Here is a 12,866-nt window from a genome sequence, read left to right as displayed (position 1 = left end):
AGGCCTCGCTCATTGAACGAAAAAGAGAGATGAATGGAATGACTATCCACGCATATGGATAATCAAGGGCTTGTTCTGCAGCAAGGAATGCCCATGGACCAACTGCTGGCGATGCGCGCCTTCGCCCGCGTGGTGGAAGCCGGCGGGTTCACCCGCGCGGCCGATTCGCTCGACATGCCCATCGCCACGGTGAGCAAGCTGGTGCGAGAGCTGGAAGCCCATCTTGGGGTGTCGCTCCTGCAGCGCACGACCCGGCGCGTGACGGTGACGCCGGAAGGCCAGGACTACCACGCCAAGTGCACGCGCATCCTGCGCGATCTTGAAGACATCGATGCCTCGTTCAATCTCGCACGCGGCAGGCCGCGCGGACATCTGCGCATCGACGTCGGCGGCTCCACCGCGCGTGACGTGCTCATTCCGCTGCTGCCGGACTTCATGGCGCGCTACCCGGACATCCGCATCGACCTGGGCGTGTCCGACCGCCCGGTGGACCTGATCGGCGACAACGTCGACTGCGTGATACGCGGCGGTCCGCTGGACAGTTCATCGCTCGTGGCCCGGCACCTGGGCAACGCGGCGCTCATCACCTGCGCCACGCGAAACTATCTCAAGCAGTTCGGCACGCCGGCATACCCCGACGAACTGAAAAACGGCCACCGGCTGGTGAGCTACGTGTCCAGCCAGACGGGCCGGGCCATGCCGTTTCGATTCGAGCGCGACGGCGAGAAGATCGAGATCAAGGTCGAGCATCGCATGGGCGTCAACGAAAGCAACGCACATCTGGCCGCGTGCGTCGCAGGCCTGGGGATCGTGCAGACATTCACCTATGCGGCCGACTCATCGCTGCGCGACGGCTCGCTGGTGGAGATCCTGAAGCCCTGGCGACCGGCGCCGTATCCTTTCCACGTCGTCTACCCGCAGACCCGGCATGTCACCCATCGACTGCGGGTCTTCATCGATTGGGTGGTCGAGGTCTTCCCTGGGCGACTCAATGAAGGAAAGTCTCCCGCGAAGACGGCATCTTCCTACGCGAGGCCGCGTGCACGGCATGCAGGGCGAACTGGCTAGTCGCTGGGGCGCTGCTCTTTCCATCGCCAGCCAAGTCATGGGGTCGCCCCCGCACGGATCATCCTGAGGACTGCCATTTCGTGCGCTTGGCGGCTTCCGCTTGCCCCCCCAGGCCTTCATCAATAACCTGGTTGCAGCCTTTCTCTGAACGCTTTATGACGGAATTTGGAGAGAAGTCGGCGGTGGGCGCAAGAAATCATCTGCATCCCATAGTGTTAGGCGCGAGAGCTAGCGCTGCCGCCTGCATGGCGCTGAGTGTGGGCGGACATCGCCCTACAACCAGACAAACGACTGCTATCCGATGTAGCGGTCATTTACGGTGGCTGGAACTGATTGCTGCAAGGGGCCCGGGGCGTCAGCCTCGCCTCGGCTACAGTCGGCAGAATCCGGCCAAGAGCTGTCGTTCGGCGGTGCAGCTGAATCCGCATTCAAGCGCCGCTGTCTCTGCGGTTGATGAAGCCATCATAGTCTTGCCATGCCAATTGAAGTGAATCTCTCGGTGCTCGAATCGGGCCAGATCGTAGCCCGGCTAGGGCGCTGCGAGGGATTGCGTGAGGCGCTTGAACACGCCCATGTTTCCGACGGCCATCTCAAAATAGAAGTTCGGCATGTTCTTTTGCTAAAGGACATTTACGGCGATGAATCCACGCAGCACTCATCGGACCTTGCACTCTGGAGAGGCGCGGAGAGCTGTTCGGTGTTGCACGAGTTGGACCTCGACGACGCCGAGAAGGTCGGATACATCGGCGATTGGAATCTGCCATTTCTTCGGTGGTTGCACGGGCTTGCCATCGAGACATTTGAACCAGTCAGTATCTGCTACGAGCACGAGCGAGGCGACTATCTTTACGAGGTGGCGTACTGGTCCGCTGACCCTCAGGCCACTGACGGGTATGCAGAGGAATTCATCGTGGAAAACTACGAGGGGGACACCGAGCCTCTCTGGATTTGTGGAGTAGTGCGCCGTGCCGATGGTCTGGTAGAAGTCCATGCGAGCTAAACGGGTGACCTCGGCCAATACCAGACGTTCAAGTCTTTCTCCAATCGTCCCTCCAATGGAATCCGAAGCTTTCACGCCCGAACAGTTTAAGAAGAGGCCTGCGGCGGCCCAAGTAGACGTCGATCTACGAAAGTGGCTTCGAGGCATTTCAGTTGAAAAACGGTTGGCGTTCATCCGTGCGCTCTGGCCGCTGAACTACACGTACAGCATGTCGCTCGCAAGATCGTCGCAACTTCCAAATAATCATGTTGAGGCGTTGCTTGTGGAATGGCTTCACGCTGCGCAGAATAGCGCCGGCAATGGTCTGGTTGCCCTGGCGCCTCTCCTTGGTGAAGCCAGATTTTGGAAGGTCGTAGATGCCTCGGACCTGACGGAGGAAATGCGAAACTTTTTTAATCTCTACCGTAAAAGCTATCGTCGATACAACGGCGCCACTGGGGCCTAACGGCCAAGACCAGACCTTCGAACATGGGTCGGAATTTAGGCGAGCCGAGCATCGAAGCCCCCGCGTGGCGCGGGCATAGCATCACCCTGACTTCGACTTTGTCGCCTTAGCAGCGCGGCCACGCGTAGCATTCTTGACGGGCACGCTTCGCCCGTATTCGGTCCACCACGCGGTGAGTGCCGCCATCGTCGGTCCGAGTCCTCGCGCCTTCTCGGTGATTTCGTATTCGACCCGCGGTGGGACTTCCGCGAACACCGTGCGCGACACCAGGCCATCTGCCTCCAGTTCGCGAAGCTGAGCCGTCAGCATGTGCTGGGTGATGCCAGGAATGGCCTTGCGCAGTTCTCCGAAGCGGTACACGCGCTGATTGAGCAGCCACATGATTTCCAGCTTCCATTTGCCCGATAGCAGGGCAAAGGCGCGACGCATTTCCTCGTGCATGTTGAGACCTGAGTCTTCATTAGTCTGCTTAACCATACTAAGCGCCATTTTTTCATCCTACTTGTCAGTTTTTATCTTAGTCGACATCCTTGCTGCATTTCGAACTCAAGGAACTGATCAGGAAATCATGGCCGCTACATACATCTATTGGCTCAGCACCGCGCTACTCGCTCTGCTTTATTTCGCGTCCGCCACCATGTACATCGCCAAGGGCGACTTCGTTCGCAACGCGCAGGCAGATCTTGGCTATTCAGCGCCCTACCTGGTGCCCCTCATGGTCGTGGTCAAGGTGCTCGGACCTCTTGCGATTTTGTGGCGCTTCAACGTGGCGCTCAGTGATCTGGCCTACGCCGGCATCTTCTATCACCTGATCCTGGCTGGCATGGCTCACCTTGGTGTCCGTAAGCCCACAGCCGCGGTCCCGGCGGCCGTAGGCCTCGTCCTTCTAATCGCCTCATTCGTGACGCAAAACGCCGTTCGCCAACTTCCATCGCCCTACGCACCGCTCGCCACGGTCTTCCAGGCACCCCTCATCTAAAAGGAAACAGACATGACACGACTCAATGGGAAAGTGGCAATAGTCTTCGGGGCGGGCCGCGGAATCGGCCGCGCCACGGCCAAGCTCTTCGCAGCAGAAGGCGCAAAGGTAGCTGTTGTCTCACTCACTCAGGCCAACATCGATGCTGTCGTGGGCGACATCGAGATCGCGGGCGGCACCGCCCTAGGCGTGCGCTGCGATGTGAGCAAGACTGAGCAGATCTCGATGGCAGTGGAGAAGGTGGTAGCAGCCTACGGTGGCGTCGACATCCTGGTAAACGTCGCGTTCGACCCATCGGTAGTTCAAGCTTCGATCCTCGAACTCTCTGCCGAGCAGTTGCAGCGCAACTTCGACATGAGTCCGATCGCCTACCTCCGGACGATGCAAGCCTGCTATCCGTATTTGAAGGCGTGCGGTGAGGGGCGAGTTATCAACTTCGCGTCCTTGGCCGGTGTGACCGGGCTCACGCCCTACGGCCCGTACAACATGGCCAAGGAGGCTGTACGCGCGCTGACTCGGACCGCAGCACACGAATGGGGCAAGGACAACATTACGGTCAACAACGTCATGCCCGTTGCCGATACGTGGGGCGCTGCGGCGGCCAATGCGCCTCCACCGTCAAATGCGCTTGGTCGGTATGGCTCACCCGAGCAGGACATCGCACCCGTCGTCTTGTTTCTTGCGAGCACGGATGCGAAATTCTTGACCGGGTACAGCCTCTCCCCTGATGGCGGCCACATCATCGATGCAGGTCGCTGATGAGAGCGCCAGCAGAACAGCCGCCCCCAAGAATGACCGCTACGGAGCAACACGTATAGCCGGTATGGGCCCTGAGCCGCCGCTCATCAGACCGCGTTTACGCGTGGCAAAGCGGACAGTCGGCGCCCTTGCTGAAACGCAGGCTTCAGCAGCTTTCAACCTAGGTGCTTGCGCATGAAGGGGATGAGCTTCTCCAGGGCTTTGCCCACCGGACCCGGCTGGTCGTACAGCTCGTAGTGGGACGCGCCCTCGACTACTACAAGTTCCTTATGCTTGGACGCCGCCCGGCCATAAATTTCCTGTCCATCGCGATAGGCGCCGAAGGAACCGGGCTTGTCGCCCATCACCACGATCATCGGCGCGGTGAGCAACGTCTCCGCGAGATGAAAGGCATCCCAGCCCACGGCCGAGGCCCGGCGCGAGAAAAGCGCGCGCGTGCCGGCGCCCTCATTGACGCAGCGGTTGCGGTAGTAGTCGGTAGCACCCAACACATCGACGTCGGTCATGCCGGCCTTCCGTGCATCGTCGAGTGAGGTTGGCACAAAAAGATCGACTTGTGGCTGGCCGCCGCGGGCTTCGGCCGTGCGTTGCCGCGCCATGGCCTCCATCGCCCCGATGGGGTCGTAGCCGCTGAAGCCTTCGCGACACAGGCGGCCGAAGTTGACGCCGGTGATGCTGGCCAAAGCCTTGAAGCGTCGTTCGGTCATCGTGGCGTTGATGGCATACCCTCCACCGCCGCAGATGCCGAGCACGCCAATGCGCTCGGCATCGACGTAGGGCAGAGTGACCAGATAGTCCACCACGTGGCGGAAGTCTTCCACTGCCAGCACCGGGTCCTCGATGTAGCGCGGCTCGCCGCCGCTGGCGCCCTGCGTGCTGCGGTCGAAGGCGATGACGACGAAGCCGGCTTCGGCCAACGCCTTGCCGTAGACGTTGCCCGCGGTCTGCTCCTTGCAGCTACCGATCGGGTGCGCGCTGACGATGGCGGCATAAGTCTTCTTCTCATCGAAGTCTGGCGGGAACTGCAGCGTGGCGGCGATGTCGCCCAGCATTCCTGGGTGGCGAATGGTGACGGCCTTCATGGGGACTCCTTGGTAGCGGTGGTCGAGAGGATTAATCGATGCAGGAGTGCAGCGTAGACAAGCCATTGGTCAATGGGAAGCCCATAATCGCAAGCACAGTGATAAGCCAGGATTGACAAAATGCCTCTTCGCACCGCAGTGGATCCAGGGCTTCTGCCGGCGCTGGCGTGGTTCGCAGTGATCGCACGTCACCGCAGCTTCACCAAGGCCGCGGCAGAGATGGGCGTCACGCGCGCTGCGCTGTCGCAGAACCTGCAGGCCCTGGAGCGACGTCTGGACGCGCGGCTCCTTCACCGCACTACACGCGACGTCTCGCTCACCCAAGAGGGGCAGCGCCTTTACGACGCCTTGCTTCCAGCACTGGGCGGCATTGACCGCGCGGTGCACGGGCTGGGCGAATCGCTTGCCGAGCCTAGCGGCCTGCTCCGCGTCAACAGCTCGCGTATTGCGGCGCGTTGCTTGATTGAGCCCCACTTGCAGGAGTTCCTGGCGCGCCATCCGAAGCTGCAGCTCGAACTGGTGATGGACGACGCGCTATCGAATATCGTCGCCGACGGGTGCGATGCGGGTATCCGGCTGGGCGAGAGTCTGGCCGAGCATGTCGTGGCGGTGCCGATCTCGCCCATGCTGTCGATGGCGGTGGTTGCCTCGCCCGACTACTTCGCGCGCCGCGGCCGGCCCGAGTCCCCGGGAGACCTGGTGCAACACGACTGCATCCGGTTCCGCCAAACGGGCAGCGGCGCAATCTTCCGCTGGGAATTCAGCGACCCAAGTGTCGCGGGCCATGCATTCCGCTTCGAGCCCAAGGGCAGCTATCTGACCAACGACGACGAGGGCATGCTGCGGGCGGCGTTGCAAGGCGTGGGCTTGATCCAGCACCTGGACCTCGCCGTGCAGCCGCACTTGGCCGCAGGTCAACTCGAACGAGTGCTGGCTGGCTGGTGCATGCCGTTCGCAGGCTTCTACCTCTACGTGCCCACACGCGATCAGATGCCTGCCAAGGTGCGTGCTCTGATGGACTTTCTGGTCGAGAAGCGTGAGGCCCCTGCCGCGCCCACCAAGTCACGGGAGGGCAGGTCCAAAGAGAAGCGTAGCTGATGCCGCTGGCCCTCGGGGGTGTCGCCGTAGGTGCAGCGCGCTTGCGCGGCCGGACTACCGCATTGCAGACCTTCGCCGCCGACCGCTTGTGGCCAATTGTGCCCCTTGCCGCAGTTCAGGCATAGCCGCGAAAGCGGATGCCTAACCCATGGAACGCAAGTGCTGCATCAAGGACAACTGCACACGGCGCGCGCATGCTCACGTTCCCTCAACTCGATGGGAGACCATCATGGGATCAGCAGACACTGGAAACTGTCGTGAGCCCTGGAGCAAGGGCAAGATCGTCGGCCAGAAGGCGCCTTTCAAGCTCAAGGACATTTGGGCGCTGCGGGTGCGGCTGCAACTGCAGGGTCGAGTGCGCGAACTCGCCCTCTTCAACTTGGGCTTGGACAGTAAGCTGCGAGGCTGCGACCTTGTCAGCCTGAAAGTCAGGGACGTCTGCCACGGAGAGCAAGTTGCCCCACGGGCAACGGTGATGCAGCACAAGACGCAGCGTCCGGTGCAGTTCGAGCTGACGCCCGGAACCCGCGAGGCCGTGCAGGCCTGGATCCGGCGCACCGGACTGCGATCGGACGACTTCCTGTTCCCGAGCCGAATGCACGACTCGCCGCACCTCGGCACCCGGCAGTACGCCCGGATTCTTGGCGGCTGGGTCAGAGAGCTTGGACTAGATCCTGCCGACTACGGAATGCACTCGATGCGACGGACGAAAGCGACGCTGATCTACCGGCGAACGAGGAACCTCCGCGCGGTGCAGCTGCTGCTCGGCCACTCCAAGCTCGAGTCGACCGTCAGATACCTGGGCATCGATGTGGATGACGCCCTGGAGATCTCGGAGCAGACGGAAATCTGAGCGAGTGCCGATTGAGAGGCGCAGATCCGTCTTCCACGCTACGGCGGTGAAGCGGCTCGATGCGCCGCCGGATGGCTCGATCGCGGCGCATGGCAGTCATTCAGCGGGCCGCGTCGACTGGCTGAAACCAGTCTGGAACGGGCATTGAACGCAGTCATGCCCATGTCGACCGCGGCCGAGATCGATCCTTCGGAGCAATGCCTGTCCGGTGCCCTGTGCATGAGCCCCGAATGAAATCGGCATCGCACAGGGCAGGAACGGTCGAGTATTCAGCGCAAGGCCTCAACCAGATCAAGCACCATCCGGTCCCCACCGAACTTCTCGACCCCATGCGTCAGCAGCGCATCCACAGCCTGCGCAATGCCATGGCTCGAAGACGACTGCTGGGCCATGTCGTTGTAGTACCCCAGGTCCTTCTTCGCATTCGCCATCGAGAACTTCAGCGAATCGGTGCTGCCGGTCAGCAGCTTGGGCTTGACGCGTTCCAGCGCCACGCCGTTGCCGCCGCCCTTGGCGAGCACATCGACGAACACGTCGGGCTTCACGCCGGCGCGTTCGGCGCAGGCCGCGGCCTCGCACAGCAGCGCCACGGTGCCCAGCGACACGAAGTTGTGCAGCAGCTTCATCGCGTGGCCGGCACCGATGCCGCCCACGTGCGTGATGTTCTCGGCGAAGCAGCGCAAAACCGGCAGGCACGAGGCCAGCACTTGCTCGTCGCCGCCCACCAGCAGGTTCAGCCGGCCTTCGGCGGCTTCCTTCGCGGTGCGGGTCATGGGCGCGTCGATGAACTTGCCGCCCTTGGCGCTCACGGTTTCAGCCACCTTGGCGGTGGAGGCGGGCACTGCGGTGGAGCAGTCGATGACCACGGTGCCGGGGCGCAGCGTGGTGAGCGCGCCGTTGTCGCCCAGCATCACGGCCTCGACCTGCGGCGTGCCGGTCACGCACAGGATCAGCACGTCGACCTGCGCGGCCAGCGTGGCCACGTCCTTCACCGAAGTGGCGCCGGCCTTCAGCAGGCCGTCGATGGGCTGGTTGCCCGCGTGCTCCAGCACGGTGAGCTGGTGGCCGTGCTTGACGATGTTGCTGGCGATGCCGTGGCCCATCAGGCCCACGCCGACGAGGCCGACCTTGCGCGGCGCTTGCTGCTGTTCAGTGCTTGTCATGTGTTGTCTTCATCCGTGCTTGATGGCGATGGTCTTGAGGGTCGTGAAACCGAGCAGGGCCTCGAAGCCCTTCTCGCGGCCGAAGCCGCTGGATTTCACGCCGCCGAATGGCAGTTCTACACCACCCGCCGCACCGTAATTGTTGACGAAGACCTGGCCGCAGTGCAGCTTGTGCGCCATGCGCAGCTGGCGCGCGCCGTCGCGAGTCCACACGCCGGCCACCAGCCCGAAGTCCGTGCCGTTGGCCAGGCGCACCGCCTCGGCCTCGTCGGCGAAAGGCGTCAGGGCCAGCACGGGGCCGAAGATCTCGCGCTGCGCGATGTCGCTCTCGTGCGGCACGTCGCGGAAGAGCACAGCTTCCTGGTAGTAGCCGGTGGAAGACGCGTTGGGCGACACGGTGCCGCGCGCCGCCACCTTCAGGCCGGCGGCCTCGGCGGTCGCGACCATGTCTCGCACCTGGCGGAACTGCTTTTCGTTGATGAGCGGGCCCATGTCCAGGTCTTCGGCGGGCGTGCCGGCGCGTACGGCCGTGAAGCGCTTCGCGAGCCGCTGCACCACTTCTTCATAGACCGACTGCTCCACCAGCACGCGGCTGCCCGCCGAGCAGGTCTGGCCGGCGTTCTGGATGATGGCGTTCAGCAGCACCGGCTCCGCCGCGTCGAGGTCGGCATCCGCGAACACGATCTGCGGCGACTTGCCACCCAGCTCCAGCGTCACCGGGCAATGGCGCTCGGCAGCGGCCAGGCCTACGCTGCGGCCGGTCATGGTCGAGCCGGTGAACGAGATGTGGTCGATGCCGGGGTGTGCGCACAGCGCAGCGCCGGCTTCCTTGCCGTAGCCGGTCACCACGTTGAGCGCGCCGGCCGGAAAGCCGACCTCGGTCGCGATCTCGGCCAGGCGCAGCAGCGACAGGCTCGCGTCTTCCGCCGGCTTCACCACACAGGCGTTGCCGGCCGCGAGGGATGCGCCCACGCTGCGGCCCGCGATCTGCATCGGGTAGTTCCAGGGAATGATGTGGCCCGTCACGCCGTGCGGCACGCGCACCGTCAGCACGGTGTAGCCGCGCTCGTAGGGCAGGGTGTCGCCGTGCAGCTTGTCGCAGGCGCCGGCGTAGTACTCCATGTAGCGGGCCAGCGCGGTGGCGTCGTTGCGCGCCACGCGCAGCGCCTTGCCGGTGTCGCGCGCCTCCAGCTGGGCCAGCTCCTCGTGATGCTCCATGACGGCGGCGCCGAGCTTGGCGAGCAGGCGGCCGCGCTGCAGCGCGGTCATGCCGCCCCAGGGGCCGTCGAAGTTCTCGCCCATGGCCTGGCGTGCGGCGCGCACGGCGGTGTCCACGTCGGCGGCGGTGCCGCGCGCGATCTCGCCGAACTTGCTGCCATCGCTCGGGTCGATCACGTCGATGGTGGCGTTGCCTTCGGACTGCACGTGGCGTCCGTCGATGTAGTGGGCTGCTGCGTTCATGATGTCTTGTCTCCTGAAGGCCGGTCAGCGGGACGTGTTGGGTTCCGGCCAGGGTTTCTGCGGTTCGCGGATCTGCTCGAAGGCGCGGCTGAACTGCAGCACGCCCAGGTCGTCGAAGCGGCGGCCGGCAATCTGCAGGCCAATCGGCAGGCCCTCGGCCGAGTAGCCGCAGTTGATCGAGGCAGCGGGCTGCTCCGACATGTTGTAGGGCACCGTGAAGCCGATGTGCTCCAGCGGCAGCATCGGGTCGTTGGTGGGCGATGCGTGGTCGGCCGGCGCGGGCATGTTGGGCGACACCGGCGAGATCACGAAGTCGTAGGCCTTGGTGGCCGCAATGGCCGCCGCCCGCGCCGCGATGAACTGGCTGTAGGCGTCGAAGATGTGCGCGCCCGAGAAGCCGGCCGCGCTCTCGGCCCATTCGCGGATGTACGGCAGGATTTTCGCGCGCACTTCGGGCGCCATCGCCTGGATGTCGATGCACGAGCGCATGCGCCAGAAGTGGTCCATGCCCTGCAGCATCTTCGGCGTCATGAAGGGCGGGATCTCTTCGATCACGGCGCCGGCGGCCTCGATGCGCTCGGCCGCGCGGCGCACGGCCTCGGCGATCTGCGGATCGAGCGGCAGGCCGCAGCCCGCGTCCATGTGCAGCGCCACGCGCTTGCCCTTGATGAACGACGGGTCGACCTCGAAAGCCGTCCAGTCGATGGCGGGCGGCGGCAGTTCCGAATAGTCGCGGTCGTCGGGCTGCGCGACCGAGGCCATCATCAGCGCCGAGTCGGCCACGGTGCGCGTCATCGGGCCGGCGCAGCGGCCCATGTAGGGCGAGCTCAGCGGAATGCGCCCGAAGCTGGGCTTGAGCGTGTAGATGCCGCACCAGCTCGCCGGCAGGCGCAGCGAGCCACCGATGTCGGTGCCCACGTGCAGCGGGCCATAACCTGCAGCGGCTGCGGCGCCGGCGCCCGCGCTCGAGCCGCCGGGCGTGCGCGACAGGTCCCACGGGTTGCGCGAGAGTTCATGAAAGCTCGACAGTCCCGACGACAGCATGCCCAGGTCGGGCATGGTGGTCTTGGCGATCAGCACGGCGCCATCTTCCTTCAGGCGCGCGGCGGGCGGCGAGTCGTACGTCATCGGCACCAGCTCGTAGGCGGCGGTGCCCAGCGGCATCGCATCGCCCTTGGTCGCGAGGTTGTCCTTGATGGTCACCGGCACGCCGTCGAGCGTGCCCAGCGGCTTGCCGGCCAGCCAGCGGGCTTCGGAGGCGCGGGCCTGCTCCAGCGCCAGCTCGGGGCGGAAGAGCCAGGTGGCGTGCAGCTCGGGCTCGTACGCCGCGATGCGCTCGTTCACCGAGCGTGCCACTTCCACCGGCGAGAGTTCCTTGGCTGCATAGGCGGCATGCAGCTCCTGCACGCCCAGGGCATAAAGCGGCTTCGAAGTCGAGGTGCTCATCGCATCAGCCCCACGAGATCGCGGCCAGGTCGTTCACCACGATCGGCATGCTCGGCCACAGGCCCTTCACTTCCTTGCGCGCGATGGTCGGGAACACCGCCTGGTAGAGGAAGCCGTTGACCGCATCGGTCGCCAGCATGCGCTGGGCGTCGGCCAGCAGGTCGGCGCGGCGCTTCTTGTTCTCTTCGTTCTGGATGGTGACGAACAGGTCGCGGAACTTCTTCGAGTCGTAGCCCCAGTAGTAGTCGGGCTCGGTGTACTTCACCAGGTCGAAGGGCTCCACGTGCGCGACCATGGTCAGGTCGAAGTCGTGCGCGCCGCCGAAGGTGCCGCTGAGCCACTGCGCCCATTCGACGTTCTGGATCTTCACGTTGATGCCGATCTGCGCGAGCTGCGCGGCGATCACCTCGCCGCCCTGGCGGGCGTAGGAGGGCGGAGGCAGCTGCAGGCGCAGTTCCAGCGGCGTCTTCACGCCGGCCTCGGCCAGCAGCTTCTTCGCCTTTTCCACGTCGAAGGGGTTCATCGCGGTGGTGTCGATGAAGCCCGGCGCGCCCAGCGCGTAGTGGCTGCCGATGGGCCTGCCGAAGCCGTCCGCCGCGCCCTGGATGATCGCGTTGCGGTCGATGGCCGCCAGGATCGCGCGGCGCACGCGCACGTCGTCCAGCGGTTTCTTGCGGTTGTTGATGGTCAGGATCACCTTGCCGCGCGTGCCAACCTCGATCACCTGGAAGCGCGAGTTACCCTTGAACTGGCTCACCGAGCGCGTGCCCGCGCGCGGGAAGATGTCGATGTCGTTCGACAGCAGCGCGGCGGTCTGCGCGGCGGTGTCCGACATGAAGCGGAAGACGAACTTCTGCGTCTTCGCGAGGTTCGGGTCGCGGTAGGTGGGCGATTTGACGAGCGTGCACGAGGCGCCGCGCTGCCATGCCGCCAGCTTGTAGGGGCCGGTGCCCACGGGTGCGGTGGCGTTCGTCTCTGCGCTCTTGGGCTCGACAATGCAGGCGGTCGACTGGCCCAGCATGAAGGGCAGGTCGGGGTTGGGCAGCGTGCTGTTGACGCCCACCGTGTACTCGTCGAGCACCACGGTGCCGATCTCGCTGAAGAAGCGCTTGTCCTTGTTGGTGCTCTTGGCACCGCCCGCGCGGTCGTACGAGAACTTCACCGTGTTCGCGTTGAAGGGCTGCCCGTTCTCGAAGCGCACGCCCTTGCGCAGCTTGAAGACGAAGGTCTTCATGTCGGGCGACGACGACCAGCTCTCCGCCAGCATCGGCGTGACCGATCCATCGGCATTCACCTTGGTGAGCGTCTCGAAGATGTTGTATTGCGTGATCTCCGCGATGGCCGACGCGGCGCCGCTGGTCGGGTCCAGGCCCGGCGGTTCGAGTGGCATGCCGATCGTCAGCGTGTTCTTGCCGGCCTGCGCGCGGGCCTGGGGCAGGAAGACACCCGGGATCGCCGCGGCCATGGCGGAAGTCATGAGTGTGCGTCGCTTCAACATTCGATAGTTCCTGG

At 64.3% G+C, this 12,866-nt stretch carries 13 protein-coding genes; 7 read left to right on the top strand and 6 right to left on the bottom strand.

Going from position 1 to position 12,866, the window contains the following annotated elements; all coding sequences use genetic code 11:
* The first annotated feature begins 93 nt into the window (after nucleotides 1–93).
* The 3 genes from ABL844_RS23695 to ABL844_RS23685 all read left to right on the top strand — a co-directional run bounded on the left by ABL844_RS23695 (nucleotide 94) and on the right by ABL844_RS23685 (nucleotide 2,513).
* Nucleotides 94–1,068 carry a LysR family transcriptional regulator gene (locus tag ABL844_RS23695; protein WP_418117435.1) on the top strand — a complete coding sequence of 325 codons (975 nt, stop codon included), beginning with the start codon at nucleotides 94–96 and terminating at the stop codon, nucleotides 1,066–1,068.
* 475 nt (nucleotides 1,069–1,543) lie between these two features.
* Entirely contained in the window at nucleotides 1,544–2,068 is a 525-nt protein-coding gene (locus ABL844_RS23690) for a hypothetical protein (RefSeq protein WP_418129169.1), read from the top strand.
* Nucleotides 2,069–2,123: 55 nt separating this feature from the next.
* Nucleotides 2,124–2,513, top strand: coding sequence for a hypothetical protein (locus tag ABL844_RS23685; RefSeq protein WP_418129167.1), 390 nt, complete (start codon nucleotides 2,124–2,126; stop codon nucleotides 2,511–2,513).
* Nucleotides 2,514–2,594: 81 nt separating this feature from the next.
* On the opposite strand, the gene ABL844_RS23680 is transcribed toward ABL844_RS23685, so the two are convergent.
* Nucleotides 2,595–2,990, bottom strand: coding sequence for a winged helix-turn-helix transcriptional regulator (locus ABL844_RS23680; protein WP_418117430.1), 396 nt, complete (start codon nucleotides 2,988–2,990; stop codon nucleotides 2,595–2,597).
* Between the two features lie 91 nt (nucleotides 2,991–3,081).
* Here ABL844_RS23680 and ABL844_RS23675 point away from each other — a divergent pair, with 91 nt between their 5' ends.
* Nucleotides 3,082–3,492 (top strand): DoxX family protein, encoded by a 411-nt coding sequence (locus ABL844_RS23675; RefSeq protein ID WP_418117431.1) that lies wholly within the window; start codon nucleotides 3,082–3,084, stop codon nucleotides 3,490–3,492.
* A 12-nt stretch (nucleotides 3,493–3,504) separates the two neighbouring features.
* On the top strand, nucleotides 3,505–4,251 hold the full coding sequence (locus ABL844_RS23670) for an SDR family NAD(P)-dependent oxidoreductase (protein WP_418129165.1): 747 nt from the start codon (nucleotides 3,505–3,507) through the stop codon (nucleotides 4,249–4,251).
* 155 nt (nucleotides 4,252–4,406) lie between these two features.
* On the opposite strand, the gene ABL844_RS23665 is transcribed toward ABL844_RS23670, so the two are convergent.
* A complete protein-coding gene (locus ABL844_RS23665; protein WP_418129163.1) occupies nucleotides 4,407–5,333 on the bottom strand; it encodes an alpha/beta hydrolase in 927 nt (308 codons plus the stop codon).
* 120 nt (nucleotides 5,334–5,453) lie between these two features.
* Here ABL844_RS23665 and ABL844_RS23660 point away from each other — a divergent pair, with 120 nt between their 5' ends.
* Entirely contained in the window at nucleotides 5,454–6,431 is a 978-nt protein-coding gene (locus ABL844_RS23660; protein WP_418129161.1) for a LysR family transcriptional regulator, read from the top strand.
* Nucleotides 6,432–6,660: 229 nt separating this feature from the next.
* Nucleotides 6,661–7,284: a tyrosine-type recombinase/integrase gene (locus ABL844_RS23655; RefSeq protein WP_418129159.1), complete on the top strand. Its 624-nt coding sequence runs from the start codon at nucleotides 6,661–6,663 to the stop codon at nucleotides 7,282–7,284.
* A gap of 269 nt (nucleotides 7,285–7,553) precedes the next feature.
* On the opposite strand, the gene ABL844_RS23650 is transcribed toward ABL844_RS23655, so the two are convergent.
* The 4 genes from ABL844_RS23650 to ABL844_RS23635 are packed head-to-tail and all read right to left on the bottom strand — an operon-like array spanning nucleotide 7,554 to nucleotide 12,852.
* Nucleotides 7,554–8,447, bottom strand: coding sequence for an NAD(P)-dependent oxidoreductase (locus ABL844_RS23650; RefSeq protein ID WP_418129158.1), 894 nt, complete (start codon nucleotides 8,445–8,447; stop codon nucleotides 7,554–7,556).
* Nucleotides 8,448–8,456: 9 nt separating this feature from the next.
* Nucleotides 8,457–9,908: an aldehyde dehydrogenase family protein gene (locus ABL844_RS23645; protein ID WP_418129157.1), complete on the bottom strand. Its 1,452-nt coding sequence runs from the start codon at nucleotides 9,906–9,908 to the stop codon at nucleotides 8,457–8,459.
* A gap of 24 nt (nucleotides 9,909–9,932) precedes the next feature.
* Entirely contained in the window at nucleotides 9,933–11,354 is a 1,422-nt protein-coding gene (locus tag ABL844_RS23640; protein WP_418129156.1) for an amidase, read from the bottom strand.
* 4 nt (nucleotides 11,355–11,358) lie between these two features.
* The gene (locus ABL844_RS23635; protein WP_418129155.1) at nucleotides 11,359–12,852 is read right to left on the bottom strand and encodes an ABC transporter substrate-binding protein; all 1,494 of its coding nucleotides are present in this window, start codon (nucleotides 12,850–12,852) and stop codon (nucleotides 11,359–11,361) included.
* Between the last annotated feature and the right edge of the window lie 14 nt (nucleotides 12,853–12,866).

It is taken from the genome of Variovorax sp. 278MFTsu5.1 (genome assembly GCF_048305045.1).
Taxonomy (GTDB): Bacteria; Pseudomonadota; Gammaproteobacteria; order Burkholderiales; family Burkholderiaceae_C; genus Variovorax; species Variovorax guangxiensis.
This window is presented reverse-complemented; position numbering and strand designations above follow the sequence as displayed.

Bases quoted from the DNA above. Each gene is read 5' to 3' on its own strand.
- ABL844_RS23695 (WP_418117435.1), top strand. From the start codon at position 94: ATGGACCAACTGCTGGCGATGCGCGCCTTCGCCCGCGTGGTGGAAGCC.
- ABL844_RS23690 (WP_418129169.1), top strand. From the start codon at position 1,544: ATGCCAATTGAAGTGAATCTCTCGGTGCTCGAATCGGGCCAGATCGTA.
- ABL844_RS23685 (WP_418129167.1), top strand. From the start codon at position 2,124: ATGGAATCCGAAGCTTTCACGCCCGAACAGTTTAAGAAGAGGCCTGCG.
- ABL844_RS23680 (WP_418117430.1), bottom strand. From the start codon at position 2,990: ATGGTTAAGCAGACTAATGAAGACTCAGGTCTCAACATGCACGAGGAA.
- ABL844_RS23675 (WP_418117431.1), top strand. From the start codon at position 3,082: ATGGCCGCTACATACATCTATTGGCTCAGCACCGCGCTACTCGCTCTG.
- ABL844_RS23670 (WP_418129165.1), top strand. From the start codon at position 3,505: ATGACACGACTCAATGGGAAAGTGGCAATAGTCTTCGGGGCGGGCCGC.
- ABL844_RS23665 (WP_418129163.1), bottom strand. From the start codon at position 5,333: ATGAAGGCCGTCACCATTCGCCACCCAGGAATGCTGGGCGACATCGCC.
- ABL844_RS23660 (WP_418129161.1), top strand. From the start codon at position 5,454: ATGCCTCTTCGCACCGCAGTGGATCCAGGGCTTCTGCCGGCGCTGGCG.
- ABL844_RS23655 (WP_418129159.1), top strand. From the start codon at position 6,661: ATGGGATCAGCAGACACTGGAAACTGTCGTGAGCCCTGGAGCAAGGGC.
- ABL844_RS23650 (WP_418129158.1), bottom strand. From the start codon at position 8,447: ATGACAAGCACTGAACAGCAGCAAGCGCCGCGCAAGGTCGGCCTCGTC.
- ABL844_RS23645 (WP_418129157.1), bottom strand. From the start codon at position 9,908: ATGAACGCAGCAGCCCACTACATCGACGGACGCCACGTGCAGTCCGAA.
- ABL844_RS23640 (WP_418129156.1), bottom strand. From the start codon at position 11,354: ATGAGCACCTCGACTTCGAAGCCGCTTTATGCCCTGGGCGTGCAGGAG.
- ABL844_RS23635 (WP_418129155.1), bottom strand. From the start codon at position 12,852: ATGTTGAAGCGACGCACACTCATGACTTCCGCCATGGCCGCGGCGATC.